At 69.5% G+C, this 16,814-nt stretch carries 16 protein-coding genes and 1 pseudogene; 7 read left to right on the forward strand and 10 right to left on the reverse strand.

Annotated elements, in window-relative coordinates; translation table 11 throughout:
- The 5 genes from KXC43_RS35560 to KXC43_RS35575 form a co-directional block, all read right to left on the reverse strand.
- Nucleotides 1–230: NAD(P)/FAD-dependent oxidoreductase (locus KXC43_RS35560; RefSeq protein ID WP_221380621.1), on the reverse strand; the 230-nt coding region annotated here is incomplete at its 3' end.
- The gene (locus KXC43_RS51615) at nt 227–640 is read right to left on the reverse strand and encodes an arsenate reductase ArsC (protein ID WP_255645409.1); all 414 of its coding nucleotides are present in this window, start codon (nt 638–640) and stop codon (nt 227–229) included. The genes KXC43_RS51615 and KXC43_RS35560, both read right to left, overlap by 4 nt.
- Before the next feature lie 36 nt (nt 641–676).
- Nucleotides 677–1,411, reverse strand: a complete 735-nt coding sequence (locus tag KXC43_RS51620; protein WP_255645410.1) for an aquaporin — start codon at nt 1,409–1,411, stop codon at nt 677–679.
- 121 nt (nt 1,412–1,532) lie between these two features.
- Nucleotides 1,533–2,453, reverse strand: a complete 921-nt coding sequence (locus tag KXC43_RS35570) for an arsenate reductase/protein-tyrosine-phosphatase family protein (RefSeq protein WP_308129409.1) — start codon at nt 2,451–2,453, stop codon at nt 1,533–1,535.
- Nucleotides 2,450–3,517, reverse strand: coding sequence for a hypothetical protein (locus KXC43_RS35575; protein WP_221380622.1), 1,068 nt, complete (start codon nt 3,515–3,517; stop codon nt 2,450–2,452). The genes KXC43_RS35570 and KXC43_RS35575 overlap by 4 nt, the downstream gene beginning before the upstream one ends.
- Here KXC43_RS35575 and KXC43_RS35580 point away from each other — a divergent pair.
- Nucleotides 3,494–4,003, forward strand: coding sequence for a hypothetical protein (locus KXC43_RS35580; RefSeq protein WP_221380623.1), 510 nt, complete (start codon nt 3,494–3,496; stop codon nt 4,001–4,003). The two genes, KXC43_RS35575 and KXC43_RS35580, sit on opposite strands and share 24 nt — an antisense overlap.
- On the opposite strand, the gene KXC43_RS52940 is transcribed toward KXC43_RS35580, so the two are convergent.
- Genes KXC43_RS52940 through KXC43_RS35595 form a run of 3 tightly spaced genes read right to left on the reverse strand, consistent with a single transcriptional unit; the run spans nt 3,973 to nt 8,528 of the window.
- Nucleotides 3,973–6,768 carry an ATP-binding protein gene (locus tag KXC43_RS52940; protein WP_221380624.1) on the reverse strand — a complete coding sequence of 932 codons (2,796 nt, stop codon included), beginning with the start codon at nt 6,766–6,768 and terminating at the stop codon, nt 3,973–3,975. The two genes, KXC43_RS35580 and KXC43_RS52940, sit on opposite strands and share 31 nt — an antisense overlap.
- Before the next feature lie 3 nt (nt 6,769–6,771).
- Nucleotides 6,772–7,608 (reverse strand): adhesin, encoded by an 837-nt coding sequence (locus KXC43_RS35590; RefSeq protein ID WP_221380625.1) that lies wholly within the window; start codon nt 7,606–7,608, stop codon nt 6,772–6,774.
- A gap of 32 nt (nt 7,609–7,640) precedes the next feature.
- Nucleotides 7,641–8,528, reverse strand: a complete 888-nt coding sequence (locus KXC43_RS35595) for a hypothetical protein (RefSeq protein WP_221380626.1) — start codon at nt 8,526–8,528, stop codon at nt 7,641–7,643.
- A 722-nt stretch (nt 8,529–9,250) separates the two neighbouring features.
- Between KXC43_RS35595 and KXC43_RS35600 the strand changes: the two genes are divergently transcribed.
- The 3 genes from KXC43_RS35600 (at nt 9,251) to KXC43_RS35610 (ending at nt 14,065) form a co-directional block, all read left to right on the forward strand.
- On the forward strand, nt 9,251–11,254 hold the full coding sequence (locus KXC43_RS35600; protein ID WP_221380627.1) for a serine/threonine protein kinase: 2,004 nt from the start codon (nt 9,251–9,253) through the stop codon (nt 11,252–11,254).
- Nucleotides 11,255–11,319: 65 nt separating this feature from the next.
- The gene (locus KXC43_RS35605) at nt 11,320–11,496 is read left to right on the forward strand and encodes a DUF1059 domain-containing protein (RefSeq protein WP_221380628.1); all 177 of its coding nucleotides are present in this window, start codon (nt 11,320–11,322) and stop codon (nt 11,494–11,496) included.
- A 1,330-nt stretch (nt 11,497–12,826) separates the two neighbouring features.
- On the forward strand, nt 12,827–14,065 hold the full coding sequence (locus tag KXC43_RS35610) for an MFS transporter (RefSeq protein WP_221380629.1): 1,239 nt from the start codon (nt 12,827–12,829) through the stop codon (nt 14,063–14,065).
- A 325-nt stretch (nt 14,066–14,390) separates the two neighbouring features.
- Here the strand turns inward: KXC43_RS35610 and KXC43_RS35615 are convergent, their stop codons facing one another.
- Nucleotides 14,391–15,062, reverse strand: a complete 672-nt coding sequence (locus tag KXC43_RS35615) for a hypothetical protein (protein WP_221380630.1) — start codon at nt 15,060–15,062, stop codon at nt 14,391–14,393.
- A gap of 62 nt (nt 15,063–15,124) precedes the next feature.
- Between KXC43_RS35615 and KXC43_RS35620 the strand changes: the two genes are divergently transcribed.
- Nucleotides 15,125–15,658, forward strand: coding sequence for a hypothetical protein (locus KXC43_RS35620; RefSeq protein WP_221380631.1), 534 nt, complete (start codon nt 15,125–15,127; stop codon nt 15,656–15,658).
- Nucleotides 15,659–15,750: 92 nt separating this feature from the next.
- Here the strand turns inward: KXC43_RS35620 and KXC43_RS35630 are convergent, their stop codons facing one another.
- The gene (locus KXC43_RS35630; RefSeq protein ID WP_221380632.1) at nt 15,751–16,095 is read right to left on the reverse strand and encodes a flavin reductase family protein; all 345 of its coding nucleotides are present in this window, start codon (nt 16,093–16,095) and stop codon (nt 15,751–15,753) included.
- A gap of 294 nt (nt 16,096–16,389) precedes the next feature.
- Here KXC43_RS35630 and KXC43_RS35635 point away from each other — a divergent pair.
- Nucleotides 16,390–16,626, forward strand: a pseudogene (locus tag KXC43_RS35635) (acyl-CoA dehydrogenase family protein); the annotation flags it as partial.
- 19 nt (nt 16,627–16,645) lie between these two features.
- Nucleotides 16,646–16,774, forward strand: a complete 129-nt coding sequence (locus KXC43_RS51630; protein ID WP_255645411.1) for a hypothetical protein — start codon at nt 16,646–16,648, stop codon at nt 16,772–16,774.
- Nucleotides 16,775–16,814: the final 40 nt, after the last annotated feature.

Here is a 16,814-nt window from a genome sequence, read left to right on the forward strand (position 1 = left end):
TCGGCGCCGAACCGCTCGGCCTGGGCGCGCATGTTGTCCATGAGCTCGGGGCCCATGATCCCGTCGCGGAAACCGGGGAAGTTCTCGACCTCGGTGGTCGTCATCAGGGCGCCACCGGACTGAACGCCCTCGATCACGAGCGGCTTGAGTTCCGCCCGGGCGGCATACAGCGCCGCGGTGTAGCCGGACGGCCCCGAACCGATGATGATCAGATCGCGGAGCGGGTTCACGGCTTGCGGGCCGGGATGAGGTCGGCCAGCAGCGCCTCGATGCGGGACTTGATCTCGTCGCGGATCGGGCGGACGGCTTCGACGCCCTGGCCGGCCGGGTCGTCGAGCTTCCAGTCCTCGTAGCGCTTGCCGGGGAAGACCGGGCAGGCGTCGCCGCAGCCCATGGTGATGATGACGTCGGAATCCTGCGCCACCTCGTACTCGAGAATCTTGGGGGTTTGGTCGGTGATGTCGATGCCGGCCTCGCGCATCGCCTCGACGGCGGCCGGGTTGATGCTCTCGGCCGGGGCCGAGCCGGCGGAACGGACTTCCACGGCGTCGCCGGCGAGATGGCGCAGCCAGCCGGCCGCCATCTGGGAGCGGCCGGCGTTGTGCACGCAGACGAACAGGACGCTGGGCTTGTCACTCATGACGTTGATCCTTCGATTGGGGGGTGCGGGATGTGATCAGACGCTGCGGGCGGGGTCGTGCTCGACGACGACCTCGTCGGCGGCCTTTCCCGCACCGGGATACAGGGCGAGCAGCAGGCCGACCCCGACGATCAGACCGGCGATCTGGGCGATGACGAAGCCGGGCACGGAAGCCGGTGTGATGCCGGCGAACGTGTCGGTGAAGGCACGGCCGACAGTGACCGCGGGGTTGGCGAAGCTGGTGCTGCTGGTGAACCAGTACGCGGCGCCGATGTAAGCGCCGACCGCCGCGGGGGCCACGCTTGCTCGGCCGGACCGGGCGAGCGCGAAGATGAGCAAAAGCAGTCCGGCGGTGGCGACGATCTCGCCCAGCCACAGGTGCCCGGCGGAGCGGTCCTTGCCGGAGAAGGTCACCGGGGCCAGGTCGAACATCAGGTTGGCCAGTACCGAGCCGGCGATTGCTCCGGCGGTCTGGGCGGCGATGTAGCCGGCGAGATCGGTGGCGGTCAGGCCGGTGCGGGTGCGGCGGCCGAGGAACCAGTCGGCGGTGGAGACGACCGGGTTGAAGTGCGCGCCGGAGACCGGGCCGAACGTCAGGATCAGGGCACCGAGCGCGAACGCGGTGGCCACCGAGTTCTGCAGCAGTTGCAGGCCCACGTCGTCGGGCGACAGCGTGGTGGCCATGATTCCGGAGCCGACGACGGCGGTGACCAGCGACGCCGTACCGAGGAACTCGGCCAGCAGGCGGCGCCAGGCGGCGGTGGGGTGCATGGATGCGGTACTCCGGTCTTTGTGCGGTCGGGATTTGGTCGGCCGCGGCGACGGGCAGTCGGCGCGGGCACCCTGTACCGCCCAGTTCACCGGAGCGGGTGCGAGGTGTCGTGCGGAACTGTCAGTTCTGCCGGGGAATGTGCGGAACGGCTGGCGCCACTCGGTCGATGCGCCCGGCCAGGTCGGTGTAGGCGGCTTCGAACGCGGCGTCGGTGTTGGCGCGGATGGGGTCGGGGATCGACCAGTGCAGCCGGGGCCTGGCGGGGCCGGTGAGGTCTTCGTGGGCGTTGTCGCAGACGGCGATGACCAGGTCGCCGTCGTGCACGACGTCAGCGACGTCGGCGGTGCCGGTGGGGTCGAGCTGCAGGCCGTGGCGGTGCGCGATCTTGACTGCGCGCGGGTGGACCCGGGCTGCGGGTCGGGTGCCGGCCGAGGCGACTGCGCCGCCGACCCGGTCGCGCCACAGCGCGGCGGCCAGCTGCGAGCGCGCGGAGTTGTGGGTGCAGACGAACACCACGCGCTCTGCGTCCTGGAGTGATGGCGGCGTCAGGGAAAAAAGGGCGTCAGGTTGCAGGCGCAGGTAAGTGCGGCGGCGGTCGCCCTCGGAGCGAGTGCGCACGATCAGGCCGGCTTCCTGCAGCACCTTGAGGTGGTGAGCGACGAGATTGGTCGGCATCGCGAGGTCTTGGGCGATCTCACCGGGGCTGGCGTCGCCGAGGGTGAGCGCGTCGACGATCGCCAGTCGTGCGGGGTCGCCCAGCGCGGCGTGGATGCGCGCCCGCGCCTGCAGAGAAGAATCGCCGTTCATTGAGTCAATATTTACTGAGCTTTCCTCGTCCGTCAAGCCGATGGCTCGACTGTGACCTCGGGCACTCAGGCGTCGACGTCGAGCAGCCCTGACAGTTGGCGCATCGGAGAGGGCTGAGCGCGGTAGTAAATCCAGCTGGCCGCCGAGACAGCGGCCCTCCAGTTCCGTCTGCGCCCTCATCGCCGACCGGACGCAAATCTTGATGCGGTCCCGCTCGCGGAACGCGGAACTCACGGCTGGCTTTCGTCTCGTCTTCGCCTGTTGCTGCGGATCAACGGCGGCTGGCCGTAGGCGTCACCCGGGGCCGGGAAGCGGGCGCCGACGATCGCGCGGATGCGGTCCTTGAGCGGATCCATCACGGTCGGGACATTCATGTCCTTGCCTCCGCCCAGCGCGTCGACGAGCGCGTCGAGGCCCGCGTTGATTGCCTCGGCGGCACCGAGGTGCCGGTTGGCGCGCCAAGCGTCGACCATGCCGATCCCGTTGCCGGCATGCTGCACCGCTTGACCGAGCGATTCGTAGCCGGGTAGCCGGCCCATCGCCGAGCCGAACTGCCTCAGCACTTCGGCGACCGCCTCGGCCATGTCCGGATCCTCGCGGATCAGGTCACCCTGGTCGATCTCACTCGCGGCGACCGGGGTGTCGACGGCCGTCAGTTCGTCAGAATCGGCCGGGCGGGTTGGTGGTGTCTCCACCGGCTCAGGCAGCCGGCCCACCGCTTGTTCGAGCCGTGCTTCCTGGGCCGATCGCCAGGCGTCCCGGATGGCCGCCCGCGAATCGGAGCCGGCCGGTCCGTCGGCGGGCGGCCGCTCGCGCGCCCCGCCGATCGTGCCCTGGGTTGTCGCTTCAGCGAAGCTGTCAGCCGATGGGGCTTCCGTGGCATCGCGGCCACTGTCCGCCTCGTCGGTAGAGACCGATGGTTTTTCGCTGCCGGGGTGGGGCCGTTCATCGATGGTCGACAAATGAGGTTCATTGCCCTCCGCGGTCAGCGGCTGCTCCCGCGGCCCGTCGGTCCCCGTTGTCTCGTGCGGCGGCTCCTCGGTGGGGAATGCCTGGTCGGAGCGGACGGAGGTCTGCTCGGGCGGGTCCTCGGACGGGCTCAGCACGGGTCCGGCCTCGGCCGGGGTCCAGGGTGGCTCGGGCGCCTCCCCGTCTTCGGGCAACTCCGAACGGGGATCACCTGGCCGGTCGTCCTGCTCCGATCCGGGCTCCGGCGGGGTCGTCGGCTCGAACTCCGGCGGCAGCGTCCCGGTGTCCTCCGCGGACGGCACCGGGTGCTCATCGCGGATGGCGGCCACCGGCGGCTCCGGCGCTCGCTCCTCCGGCCACTCGCCGTCGTCGTCGGGCAACTCCTGCTCCGCTACGGGATGGGCTTCACCCTCTCCCTGCTGGGCCGCGCCCGGGAATGGTGGCTCTGGTGCCTGCTCCTTTGGCTGTTCCTCGGTCTCGCCGGGTGGCTGTGGCGGGGTGAAGTCGCCTTGGTCTTGTTCGAACGCGCCCGCGCGTGGTTGCTCCTCGGTCTCGCCGGGCGGCAACTCCCTCGAGGCGACGTCGGCTTGATCCTGTCCGGCCTCGATCGGGGGTGGCACCGGCGCCTGCTCGTCCCGGTGCTCCTCGGCCTCGTCAGCCGACCTGACGTCGCCGACCGGCTCGGCTTCTCCGTGAGCGCGCTGAGCCCCGCCCGACGGCGGCTCCGGCGCCTGTTCGTCGTCGGCTTCCTCATCCTCGTCGGGGAATTCGTCGGGCTTGTCGTTCACGAGACGGCTCCCGCATTCCGGCGGTAGAGGGACACCCATTTCGGCGCGCCGTCGCGCCAGGCGCGGCGGCCCTGGTGGAGGAAGACGCAGGCCTCGTAGTCGCGCTGCTGCGCCGGTGTCAGCGCCTCGGTTCCGGTCCGGGCCGCCAGCGCCGACGTCGCGCGGATGGTCTCTGTCCACCAGTCAGGCCAGTCCGCGGGCTGCTTCGGGTAGCCGCGGATGCGCTCGCGGAAGGCGGCGGCCGAGGCGGACGCGGCTGCGGTTGCGGCCCGGCCACGGAACAGGCAGCGGTGGGCGCAGCCGTCGCAGTCGGGGAACGGGGCGGTGGCGGCCGCCACCGCTTCGTGGTCGTCGGCGAAGGCGCGGAACCGGACGGCCAACTCGGCGTCGGAGGCCAGCGGAGCGTGCGCGCGGCCGGTGGTCCGCGCAGCCTCACCGCGTACGTCGGGAACTTGAATCAATGCCGGACGGTCGATCGCGTCGTGATAGGCGAAGGCGGTGAAGGGCGCCAGCGTGCCCGCGTACCGCCGCTGGTCGTCGGAGAAGCGCATGGTGCCGCCGATCAAGCGGCGGTCGTCCTCGGCCGGCAACCGGTGCATGACCTTCAGGTTGGTGTTCTTGTAGGCGTCCTCGACGAGCTTGCCCGGCACCTGCTCGACGATCACAAGTCCTTCTCCATACTTGCGGTTCTCGGCCAGCATGTTCGCGAACGAAGCCGCCGCCCGGGCCTGCGCGTTGCCCTCGCGGGTGGCGCCGTCGCGGTCGGGCGGCCGGCCGAGGAGCCGGTGAGCCTCCTCCACGACGGTGACATGTGCGAGGCCCCCGGTTTCCGCGCCCGCCTTGTAGTACTCGGTCATCACCTGCAGCAGCAACGCGGTGATCAGTGAGAGTTCTTTCTCGTTGTCACCGATCGCGGCCAGCTCGACGACCACCGGGCGGCGGAGCAACTCGAAGATCGGGTACGACCGGGCGACGTCGACCGTGCTGCCGCAGGCGTTCTCGGCCAGCGACTCGGCCCGGAGCACCGAGGCGGCTTGGATGTTCGACTTCAAATCACCGGCGTACGCGAGTCTGCTGGTCTGTTCCCGCAGTCGCGCCACGAAGTCCCGCAGGGTCGGCCAGCCACCCGCCGGGGGTGGACCGGCCGTGTCCGAGATGACGATGTTGCGTTTCGTGTACGTCTCGCGCAACGCCCGGTTGTAGATGTGGGGCAGCGGGTCCCACAGCCCGAACGCGGCGTCGAAGCAGGCGAGCAGGCCGGCGATGTGCGCGCTGATCCGTACGCCCGGTGGCACCTCGAAAGGGTTGAGTCGCAGCGGGGCCACGCGTTCGTTGCCGACGGTGAGAACGAGAAGCTCCTCCATGCCGGGCCGGGTCGCGAGCCAGCGGTAGTCGTCGAGCGTGGTGTTGACCGGTTCCAGCACCAGGAAGGGGATGCGGTGGTCGCGCCACAGTTGCTCGCAGAAGGTCAGCATGCTGTTCGTCTTGCCGGATCCGGTGGTGCCGACGACGAGGGCGTGCCGGGTCAGGTCGTTGAGTGCCACGCCGAGCGGTCCGGCCATCTGGTCGCCGACGAGCTGGCGGCCCAGCGTGACCTGGGGGCCGCGCGGGCGGTACTCGGCTTCGAGCGCGATGCCGGGACGGCGTACCGGGAAACCCGGCATGTGGCCGTGAACGGCCAGCGGCAGCCGCAGGGCCGCGGAGGCCTCGCGCGCGTCGACCAGATCGGCCAGCAGGCGGACCACCGCCGGGACGTCGACCGGCAGCCGGCCCGTGTGCTCGGCGTCCCACCGGCGCAGGTCGAGGGTGGTGAGGTTGCGGCGGGCGGTCTCGACCTCGTGCGCGGCCGGACGGACGACGACGTACGCCGGACCGGTGAACGTCTCGGTGAGAGGTCCCTGCTCGCGGGCCTGCTGCGGCGGTGACACGGCGGCCGCCACGAGTTCGGGCAGCGCGTGATCGAGCCGGCCGGCCGAGGCGATGCTGATCCGGGTGCGGTACGCGTGCCCGGTGTAGCGGCGGGCGGCGTCGGCGTAGAGCTTGGCCGCGTCGGTTGCGAAGGTGTCCGGGGCGAGGGGGACGCCCTCGGTGAACAGGCCGTCCGGGGTGCGGCCGGGCATGGCCAGCCGGCCGTACTCGGTGGCCAGCGACTGCAGCCCGCGCCCGGTACCGGCCGGGACCCGGTACGGCTCGAGGGCGATGCTCAGGACGGTGGGCCGGAGCTGGGCCGCCATCGCCCGCCACACCGGTTCCCAGTCGGGCGCGGCCACCGTGAACGGCTCGACGGCCAGGTAATGCTGCACCCCCGCGTCGGGCCGTTGTGGGTCGCCGAGCCGGACGCGTTTGCGAATCTCGGCGAGCCCACCGGGTCCGGGCCGGAACGGGATCAGGAAGCGGCGGACCTCGGCCGGGTCGAGAATCTGCGAGGCGTGGACGTGCCGGGGCAGCACCGCCAGGCGTTCGCGCAGGCGCACCGCCGCCTCCACGACGTGCGGCCCGCAGCCCTGCACGCGGGCGAGCAGCGCACACGACAGCCCGGCGCCGGGCGAGCTGACGTAACGAAGATCGAATCGGGTTCCGTACGCGTCGTCCCACTGGCCGGCGATCCACGCCGCCTCGGCCGCCACGGCCTTGACCAGGCGTCCCCGTTCCGGCAGGTCGGCGTACTCGCGGGTCTCGGTCAGGTCGGCGGCGGCCTCGATCCGGACGCCGACCCAGCACCACGTGACGTGACCGCCAGCCGCCTGCAGAACGGTGCCGGACTCGCGCTCGTCGCTGGTGCGCTCAGGCACGCGTCAGCCGCCGATGCCGCTCGGCACCGACGGCTCCGGCGTATCGCCCCGGAGATCCTGCACCGGGATGTCATGGCCGAAGGTCTGGGGCAGCGACACCCGGATGCCCTGGATGGCCACGTCGGCGCCTTCGCGGACGGCGGTGTGCACTGCCTCCCGCATGGCCCGGACCCGCTCGGTGCGCAGCATCTGGTTGATCGAGCCGGTGCGTCCGAGCATGCTGCCGATCAGATCCTTGAGGAGCTGCCCGATCAGCGTGGCCCCGCGCCGGCTGCGCCACATCATCCAGCCGATGTAGAGGCTGGTGCCATACGGGAACACGGACGTGTAGACGGTGTAGCTGCGTTCGTTGATGACCAGCCGGTTGTTGACGACCTCCGGGGCGAGCACGTCGCTGCGGATGCGCATGGCGGCGGCGTTCACCGGGATGCGACGGCGCCGGAGCGAGGCGTAGATCGCGGCGTACGCGGACGTGGCGGCCTCGTGTTTGTTCTCGACCAGGGTCTTCCACTCGTCGATCGGTTCATCGGTGCGGGACAGCAGCAGCACCGCCCAGAACGTGGCGAAGGCCAGGAAGGTGCCGGTGCTCAGCACCCCGAGCTTGGCGTCGCCCTCGGCTGCCGAATCGGCGAAGGCGGCTACCCAGATGACCAGGAAGAACATGAAGACCACCACGGACGAGACGGCGGCGATGAGCCACAGCTTGAACAGCGCGGCCAACGGCACCGACTCGCTCAGCTTCATCTCGATCGCGCCGTAGCCGAGGGAACGGATCCGGTACGGCACGTCGCCGCCGGCCGGCCCCGCGGCCGCCCACCGCTTGTTCTCCGTCGTGCTCATCTCGGCTCCCTTGCTCCCGTGGCTTCGGTGGATCAGGTCTCATCGATGACCACGTCGATGCCGGACGTGGCGGGTGTGGCCGTGCCGTTGACCGGAAAGGTGAGAGTGCCGCTCTTCTCGACCACCTGGCCGTACGAGCTGGTGAAGGACAACTGCCAGGCGACGGTGCCGCGGCTCCTGCTGCTGAACCGCACCGACGACGCGACTCCGACCGTCAGCTCCGGATAATCGACGATCAACCACCGGACGTACGGGTGATAGCCCGGAACCCGAAGCCAGAACGGGCAGTGCGGCGTACGGTCGGCGGCCGCCGCGGCACATTGGTCGAGCTTGACCCGTACAGCGTCCTGGATGCTCGCCTGCGCGCCGTCCGCGAGGGCCGGGGTGTCGAAGGCGGCCTTCGCGCTCCGCCCGTTTCCACCCGGCGTCACCGTAATCGAGGACTCGGCGAACAGCCTGTTGCCGGCCGCGACGACCCGATAGGCGCTGGGGAAAGCGGTGTTGTCACCCGGCGTGACGGCGACGCCGTTCACGATGAGCTGCCGGTTCCGGTCGCCGCTCACGGCCAGTACGACGAACGGATTCGTCAGCAGGTACCGGTCGCCGTTCCGGACCACGGCGATACGTTGGCGTACCGGGCTGCCGCCGGCCGTGAAGGTGACGTCGAACGTCTGTGTGCCATCACTTCCGATCTCGAGATCCTTCGGCCGGTTGCCGGCGTCGGCCAGAGCCGGTTCGGTCAGCAGCGGGTAGCGGCTGATGTCGAAGCCGGCCGGGAGGTCGACGTGGCTGAGGGCCTTGGCGGCGTCCCCGTCGGCGAGCGCGGCGAAGTAGTCCTGTATGGCCGTCTCGGCCGGGGAAGCGGTCCATCGCGTGTAGCCGAGATAGACGCCGGCCGTGGCGAGCAGCGCCGTCAGCACGATTACGGCGGCGGTCAGTGGCCGGTGCCGATCCGACGGTGGGCGGCGGCTGGGCGCGGGCGGCGTCGGTTCTGGCGTGGGCGGCGTCGGCCTGGGCGCATGGGGCGTCGGTTCGGGCGTGGGCGGCTCGGCACGCGGTGGTTCGGCTTGAGGCGGCGTTGTCGGCGTCGGCAGTTGGGTCGGCGGTGCTGCGGCCGGGACCGGGTCCGGCTCCGGGGCCGGCGGTGTGGTCGACCCGAAGCCTTCCGGCTCGGTGAACGACTCGTCGGCTGTGTCGTAGGTGAATGGCCCTCCGGCGTCCGGCGCTGTCAGATCCGGCAACACTGGCATCCCGCACGCCAGACAGAACTCGTCGTCCGGCTCGGCGTCACTGCCGCACCCGAAGCACCACCTGGCCGTCGTCAGACCCGGCCCAGGACGCTCGCCCATAGCTCGCTCATTCCTGACGTAGAGCCCATTGACCATCACGGTAGGTACATGATGGCGCATAGCTGAATACGCCGGACGGCTTCCCGAATTCATACGTCTGACCGATGGGCGGCACGGTTAAGAAGATGAATCTTTGAAAGAGGCGCAACCTGTCACGACGCACCATTAGGGACGGACGTCCACGCACCGTTGTCCCAGATGGAAGGCCATCCTGAATCGAATGGTCCAGGGGGTCAAATCGCCCAGCTGGGCAGTCCGAGTCACATTTCCTGTCGCGTGGAAGGACCTTATTGATGACCGTCGAGGAACGGCTCGGCCCTTTCTATGTGCTGCGCGAGGAAATAGCGCGGGACGGGTGGTCGACCGTCCGCCGGGCCACCAGCCGGAACGGCGGCCCCGATGTGGCCGCGCTCATCGTCCGTCCGGAATTCGCCGCCGACCGGGGGCTGCGCGACATCCTCGCGCGCGAGGAGGCAGCCCTGCGGGAGCTCCACCACGAGTCTCTGGTCGAGGTGCGGGATCTGGTCACCGACGACGGCCTACTGGCCCTGATCCTCGACCCCGCCGAGGGCCCGGCATTGAGCGAGGAGAACGGCTGGGGGTCCCTGGCCGACGCCGCGCTCCTGGCCGCCCGGGTCGGTGACGCGCTGGCCGTCGCCCACGCCCATGGCGTCGTCCACCTGCGCCTCGAGCCCGGGAACGTTTACCGTACGCAGTCCTCCGTCAAGATCAGCGGGTGCGGCGTACCGGCCCTGCTGCGCGAGGCCGGAGTGCCGGTCCCCGATTCGGCCTACGCGGCACCGGAACTTTCCGGACCGGCGATGCCCACTGCGGCCGCCGACGTCTACTCACTGGGCGTGATGACAGTGGAGGCTTTCACCGGCGTACGGCCGCCCGGCGCCGACCTCGAGAGCCTCCCGCCGCAGCTTCAGGCCCTGCTCCGCAAGCTGCTGTCCACGAACCCGAGAGAACGCCCGTCGGCCCGCAGCGCAGCAGCCCAGTTCCGTGCCATCGCCGATGAGCTGACCTCCGACGCTGGGTCAGCTCCTCCGGCGCCGGAACCGGAGCTGTCCGACGCGATCCCCGCCACTCCCGCGCCGGCCCCGGCCGCCGGGTCGGATTCAGCCGCAGACCCGGTGCAGATCCCGGCCGCGGCCGAGCCCGATTCAGCCGCGGTCTCTTTCGCGGTGCCGGCGGTCGCCGGAGGGTCGGATTCGGCCGGAGGCTCTGTTTCGGTGCCGGCCGCAGCGTCGGGCTCGTTCGTCGAAGACCGGAACAGCCCCGCTCCGGGTCCTGCCCCAGCGTCCGATGCTGGTGTGGTTCCGGGCCGAGATGCCTTCGCCGCATCCGACTCGGGAGCGGCCGACGGCCCGGGTCCCGTTCCGCCGGCCGGACCGGCGGCGACTGCCGCCGCCAGCCCGTCGCCACAACCTGTCGCGGACATGTGGACATCTCACGTGTCCGCTGCTGACACCCCGCCTGACGATCCGGATCATGGCTGGGTCGAGGAGTCACCCGCCGTACGGGAGCCTGCCGCTCTCGGCGCGGGGCCAGTGCTCTCGATCGGGCAGAAGCCGCGCGCCCGCGTCATTCGGAACCGCCGGCGAACGCTCGTCTCGTCAGCCGTCCTCGTCGTGCTGGCTGCGGTCGCGCTCATCGCCGTCGAGTCGAGAGCCGACGACGAACCGGGCGCCGCGCCGCCCGCCGTTCTCGTTCCCCGGACTGATTCGGCCGCCCCGGAGGCCACACCGACGACGGCGACGGCGACGACGGAACCCGCCCCGGCCTCCCTCGCGACCGAGACGCTGGCCTGGCCCAAGCGGAGCACCTACGCGGCGCACCTGCCGGGCAAGGCAGGCACTCTCTATGTTGCGATCCGCGACGGACGGGGCATCGCATACATGTGTGACGGCAAGCGGCTCGAAGCATGGTTCAAAGGACCTGCAACCGACGGCTCGGTGACGCTCAGTGGCAAGGCGGGGGCGACGCTGACCGGGCGGTACAGCGGCAGTGAAATCGCCGGCCAGGTCAAGGTGCAGGGTAAGACCTACAAGTACGACGTGCCCACGGTGCACAAACCGTCGGGTCTCTATCGTGCGGCGGCGAAGGTTCGTAACGCCGACGTGAAGGGTGGCTGGATCGTGCTGTCGGACGGCAGCCAGGTCGGTGTGCTGACCATCGGTGAGATCCCGCAGCCGGCACCGACGCTGAACACGGCGATCAGGTCGGCCTCGATCGACGGCACGTCGCTCCTGGCCACTGAGATCGACGTCGAGACCGGCGGAGGCTTCGGCTAGGTGGCGGTTTCACCTGTCCGAGGAGTATTCGGGTTCGGAGCTCGATCGGCGGGTAGGACCACGGCATGGGCGTGAAGATTCGTTGTGCCGATTTCAACAATGACTGTCCCGCTGAGTTCACCGCGGGGGAGGAGGACGAGCTGCTCCAGCACGTCGAGCTGCACACCAGGACCGCGCACCAGCCGATGGAGTGGACTCCCGAGCTGGTCGAGGTGGTCAAGACTCACCTGCAACCCGTCTGAGCCCGGGTCGGCCGGTCGTCTCGCGAGGGATCGGCCACCGGCGATGACGGTCGAGCTGGTTCAGCGCGGACAAAGTTGTGCTCGAGCTCGCGCTGACCGGCGTCGGCCTGCTGGCCCGGACCCACCATCTGCTCCTCGACGGGCCCGCACCCAAGCGGAGCCCAAGAAGCTGCGTCACCGGCTGCTGCACGTCACCGCGAAGATCAACCGCACCGCGTTCTGCGTGCACGCTTGCCGGCGCAGCAGCCTTGCGACTTGATGGATTTCGGCATCCTCTGAGGGATGTGCCGAGTGGTGCTAGCCTCGTCGGCCGGCAAGGTGATTGATCTTGTGGGGCTACGGGCGGCGGTTCGTCAGACCTCGTGTGTCGTGAGGAAGTTCGAGTGTCCGATGAGCCTCGGCGGACCACACCGGAGGACCGGACGGAGACGTTGCCGGCTAAGAGGGCGTCTGACCCTCTTTAGAGGATCAGACGCCCTCTAAGCAAGGTTGGCGGGATAACAGCAAGATCCACGCTAGAGCTGTCGATGGTCATACTGGCTCTCTCTCGCGCCACGACGGATGCAGGTCGAGGTTGCAGAGCGGGTTGTGCACAAGTTCGGGTTCCGGCCCGGCCAACTTTCCTCCAGACTTCTTGACGGCTCCTGAGCTGCACCGCCTCCACCCGCTATCCGTTCCCGCCGTCAGTCCATGTGAATGACCATCTCGGGCCGCGACATCGGAGGTACCGCCGATACGGCCGCAACGGCCTGTGTGGGTGTCAGCGGTGGCCTCGCCGCCACGATGTGTCCTGGGCGAGGGGGCGCGATGGTTTCCTCGAAAAGCACAGCGCGTCGAGCGGCGCGTCGACATCCGTAAAATGACGCTCCCTCGCCTCGAGGCGACGGACTTCACAACGGGTGGCTGCGTCTCCGCTCACCATCGCGGCTGGCCCGATCAGCGCCGGCGCCTCCGGACTTCGGCGCCGCCCGGTCTATGCCGCCGGAGCCTGCACCTCAGGAGTGACACGGGGTTTCGCCCGTGAGTTACCCGGGGTCTCGCTACTTCCGACGGGCTGAGGGTGAACCTATCGACCCAAGACCAGCGGAGGGTCGACGGGATCCCAGCGGAGCTGGATGAGAGCCGGAAGCTCGCGAGGCCGCCGCTGCGAGAGCTTCGATGACGCACCGGTCGTCGGCTGACAGCAGGCGCATCGATCCGGCACATACCCGAAGTCGTGGCCGCCGACGCGCTCCGGAGCGCGCGCCCAAGACCGCACACCTCGTCGGAAAGACAGGTCATGTCCGAACAACCGTGTCCAAACCGGCCGAAGCTATACCCACGCCTAGCGTTGCTCACGACGAGCCTGTTTCTCGTCGGCACCAACGCCTTCGTAATTGCGGGCCTCCTGCCGGACATCGCTCGGAGTCTCGATGTCCCGGAAACCGACGTATCGTTTTCGATCACCTATCTCGCCGTAGTCGCCGCGATCGCTGCGCCGGTGATCTCCATCTGGGCCGCTCGAATGTCCCGGACGACGCTCATGTTCATCGGCCTTGTGTTCATCGCCGGCGGCACGGCCGCCTCGGCCCTGGCGCCGAGCATGGGGCTCTTCATCGCGGGCCGGATCGTGGCCGGAGTCGGCGCGGCAGCTGTCCTTCCGGCGGCCACGGCTGCTGCGGCCGCGATCGCCCCACCGGAGAGCCGGGGCCGAGCCATTGCCTTCGTCGCTCTCGGCTTCACCGCCGCCACCGCACTCGGGGCACCGCTCGGGACCATGCTGGGCTCGGTGGGTGGATGGCAGCTTCCCCTCCTGGTGGTGGCAGCGCTCGCGTTGCTGCTGGCCGTCGCCAAAGCGCTCTTCCTGCGAGGCCTCCCCATCAGCCCGCGGACCCGATTCTCGGAACGCCTCACCCCGCTCAAGGACAAGCGCGTGGTGCTGACCCTGCTGGCGACGATCTTCGTGTTCATCGGATTCAACGTGGTCTACATCTTCTCCTCGGCTGTCACCGCGCGAGTGACCGGCGGGTCGGGAACGCTGCTCGCGATCCTGCTCCTGGTCTATGGCGTCACGGGCACGCTGGGCACACTGGTGTCGGGCCGCATGACGGACAAGTTCGGAAGCCGGACGACAGCGATCGGCTTCCTCACCGCAACCGCAGCGGTTCTCTGCTGCATAGTCCTCGGGGCGGAGTCGTACATTGCCACAGCGCTGATCTTCGGCCTCTGGGGAGTAGCGTCCTTCGGCACTTCCCTTCCGATCCAGCACCGCCTGTCGTCGATCGACCCGCCCACCGCCCCGATCGCCCTGAGCTGGTACACCTCTGCCATGTACGGCGGCATCGCCGCTGCGCCCCTGCTGGGAGCCGCCGTCCTCGACAACGGGGGCTCTGTGCTTATCCCCTTCGCCGGGGCGGCGGCGAATGTCGTTGCCCTTCTGCTTTTCCTCTGGGGATTCCGTCAGCGTCGTGGGCAGCGCGGGGTGGCCAGCGCATCGGTGGCACCGAGCACATCGCATCTCAGCCACAGACGCGCGAGAGCGCCGGCGTCCTCGCCGATCAGCGCGAATCGAACGCCGCAAAGTCGGTAGGTCGGAATCCCTCGTGGTGAGCTACATCATGATCGCTGCGTCGGCCCCCACTCGTCTGCGCGCTCCCGACGGACCATCCGCCGTCCGGCGCACCGAGCGCATTGATCAGATATCCGTGAGGCTGTAGAGTTTGACACCCGGCAGCCCCACGGCTACGCCGATGCGGCGGCCGAGGTGGCCGAGGTCTTCTCCCTTTCAGCCCTCAAGGCGAGCGGATCCACGTGCATGGGCAGTGACGTCGTCTGCTGTTCTCGCTAGTGCGGTTGCCGCTATCGCGGGTAGATCGAACACTCGATGGCATGGATCCAGGACCGACGAATCAACGTCACGTTGGCCTCTCCCGGTGGTTGCCCTGGCTGCTATCTCCATCGCGTGGAGGCGGCCGTTTGCGATCGCAAGGGCCGATCGTGATCAGCATCGCTCGCGCCACGGGGCCGGCGGCGAGTCGACCGGGCCGCGCAGCCGCCAAGTCTCGGGGATTGTGTACGCCGTCGTGCCGGGCGCGTACGCGTCCATGAACCAGAGACGTTCCTGGGCGTACGACATCACGGGTTCCCCGCCGGGCACCACGGGGGGTGGCGTGCAGAGAATGGCAGCCCAGTTCGAAGAAGTCGCCGCCGACGCCGACGTGCGGCACACCGAGCATCTCCCACCACACCTCGGCGATCGTCATCTCGACCTCGGTGGACGACTCGGCCGTCGCCCGGTCCTCCTCGACCGGAGTGGTGCCGTCCATCGCGGAGCGCTGGACGGGATATGTGGGCAGCGGCACGCGCCGGAACCGGTCGTCTTGGTGCGGAGACCGGCGCACACGAACCCCGGCTTGCCATAGCAGACCGGTGGTGCGAAGCGCGTCCGGTGTCCGCCCGGCGAGCAGGTCCGCCATCCTGGAAAGCGCCTCGGCGTCCGGCTTCTGCTGGAGCACCTGCTGCGGATCGAGGCCGATCCGGGCCGCGCAGTCCTGCGGGTCGAGCAGCTCGGCGTCCCGCGCCGTCATCCCGAAGAACAGGGCTTCCGCCGGCTCACCAAGTCGCGCTGTGGAGCAAACAGGAGCCGACCTTGTACGCGATCGGGCAGGTGGTCAAAGTCGACTGCGGCACGGCCGAACGGGCGCTGCGCCTGCTGATCGAGGAGCGGGTGATGATGCTGGTGCCGGATCGCAAGCTTGTCGTCCCGGCCTGGATGCGTCCGGCCATCGTCGACGGCTCGATGATGGTGTACGGGGTCCGCCGGGCGCCGGTCGAGTCCATCCTGGACGACCATCCGGTGCTGTACGTGAGCGGCACCGACCCGAGCCGGGCGGCCACCGCTGCCAGGATGGCGCTGGACGAATCCGAGCCGGGCGATCCGATCGATCGGCAGGCGCCCACCGTGGTGCGGGTCCGCTCCGACGGCGTGTACGAGATCCACCGTCGCGGCGCCCAGGACCAACAGGCCGGCGCCGACGACTACCTGAGCCGGCTGCAGAGCCGATACGGGCTTTGGGGGCGGGCGGCGGTCATCGATTCCCGCCGGTCGTCACCGGCCCGGCGCAAGGCGATGGACGCGGACGCCGTTTGGCCACCGTGTCGTACGCGCCGCGGTGGTAGATAAGCGGCGGGTGTTCGGACACCGTGCGTAGCTCGATGACCCGGCCCGACACGATGCAGTGGTCGCCACCGTCATGCTCGGTGTACAGCTCGCAGTCAATCCAGGGATACCGCGTCAGCGAGGCCGAACCTGCCCGGGCGGGTGACCCAGTCGCCGGGCGAGAAGCGGTCGGCGCCGGACGCGAACCGGCTGCTCAGCAGATCGTGGTGGCTGGCGAGCACGTTCACGCAGAACCGCCCCGAGGTGCGAAGGAGCGGCCAGGTGGTCGAGGTGTACGAGACGCAGAACAGGACCAGCGGCGGGTCCAGCGAGACCGACGTGAACGAGTTGCAGGTCATCCCGGCCGGTTCGCCGTCCGGGCCGGCTCCGGTGACCACCACGACCCCCGTCGGCAGCCGGCCGAGGACCCTGCGGAACACAACGGTGTCGAACGGCGGCATTCACGGACTCCGGAGTTGAGAGGGGCGGCACGGCAGTGCGCGCACCGAAGCATGAACGGCCGCGGGGCCGGCCAGCTTGTGACCACCGCTCAGAATTCGCCGCCGGTTTTGGGTTCGCAGCGTGAGCGCCGGGCCGGTGCCGCCCATGAGACTGCATGCCCGGACGTGGCGGTCGCCCCGCCGACTTGGGTCTAAAGGAGTTTTCGCCGTGGCATCAAGTGAACAGCCGACCTTGGAGGTCCTGCTCGAGCGGGCCCAGCAGCTCGTGCCGCTACTGCGGGAGAACGGCGCCGGGACGAGGAGAACCGCAGGCTCACCGAGGAGAGCCTGGCCGCGCTGCGCGACGCCGGCATGTTTCGGATCAGCACGCCGGAGGAGTTCGGCGGTCACGGCGTGAACGTGCGCACCCAGGTCGAGGTGTTGTCCGAGCTTGGCCGCGGCGACGCGTCCACCGGATGGATCGTCGCTGACGACAGCGCCTGCACGCAGATGTCGTCGCTACTGCCGCGGCAGGGCGTCGAAGACATGTAACGCCAAGAACGCGGACGCGGTGCTGTGCACGCACACCGTGGTGGTCGACGACCTGTTCGTGCCGGAGGGTCGGGGCACGGCGCTGCCCTACCAGGCCGACGGGCGATTCGACGACTTCCTGTCGCCGACGATCCTGAGCCGATCATAAAGACGTCTCGCCTGCTAACTGCCGTTGCAGTATTAAGGCC

Origin of the sequence: Paractinoplanes polyasparticus, from assembly GCF_019710575.1 — a bacterium.
Taxonomy (GTDB): domain Bacteria; phylum Actinomycetota; class Actinomycetes; order Mycobacteriales; family Micromonosporaceae; genus Actinoplanes; species Actinoplanes polyasparticus.

Excerpts from the sequence above, each read along its gene's own strand:
- KXC43_RS35605 (WP_221380628.1), top strand. The coding sequence starts at position 11,320 with ATGGGCGTGAAGATTCGTTGTGCCGATTTCAACAATGACTGTCCCGCT.
- KXC43_RS51620 (WP_255645410.1), bottom strand. The coding sequence starts at position 1,411 with ATGCACCCCACCGCCGCCTGGCGCCGCCTGCTGGCCGAGTTCCTCGGT.
- KXC43_RS35630 (WP_221380632.1), bottom strand. The coding sequence starts at position 16,095 with ATGCCGCCGTTCGACACCGTTGTGTTCCGCAGGGTCCTCGGCCGGCTG.
- KXC43_RS35590 (WP_221380625.1), bottom strand. The coding sequence starts at position 7,608 with ATGAGCACGACGGAGAACAAGCGGTGGGCGGCCGCGGGGCCGGCCGGC.
- KXC43_RS35615 (WP_221380630.1), bottom strand. The coding sequence starts at position 15,062 with ATGACGGCGCGGGACGCCGAGCTGCTCGACCCGCAGGACTGCGCGGCC.
- KXC43_RS51615 (WP_255645409.1), bottom strand. The coding sequence starts at position 640 with ATGAGTGACAAGCCCAGCGTCCTGTTCGTCTGCGTGCACAACGCCGGC.
- KXC43_RS35600 (WP_221380627.1), top strand. The coding sequence starts at position 9,251 with ATGACCGTCGAGGAACGGCTCGGCCCTTTCTATGTGCTGCGCGAGGAA.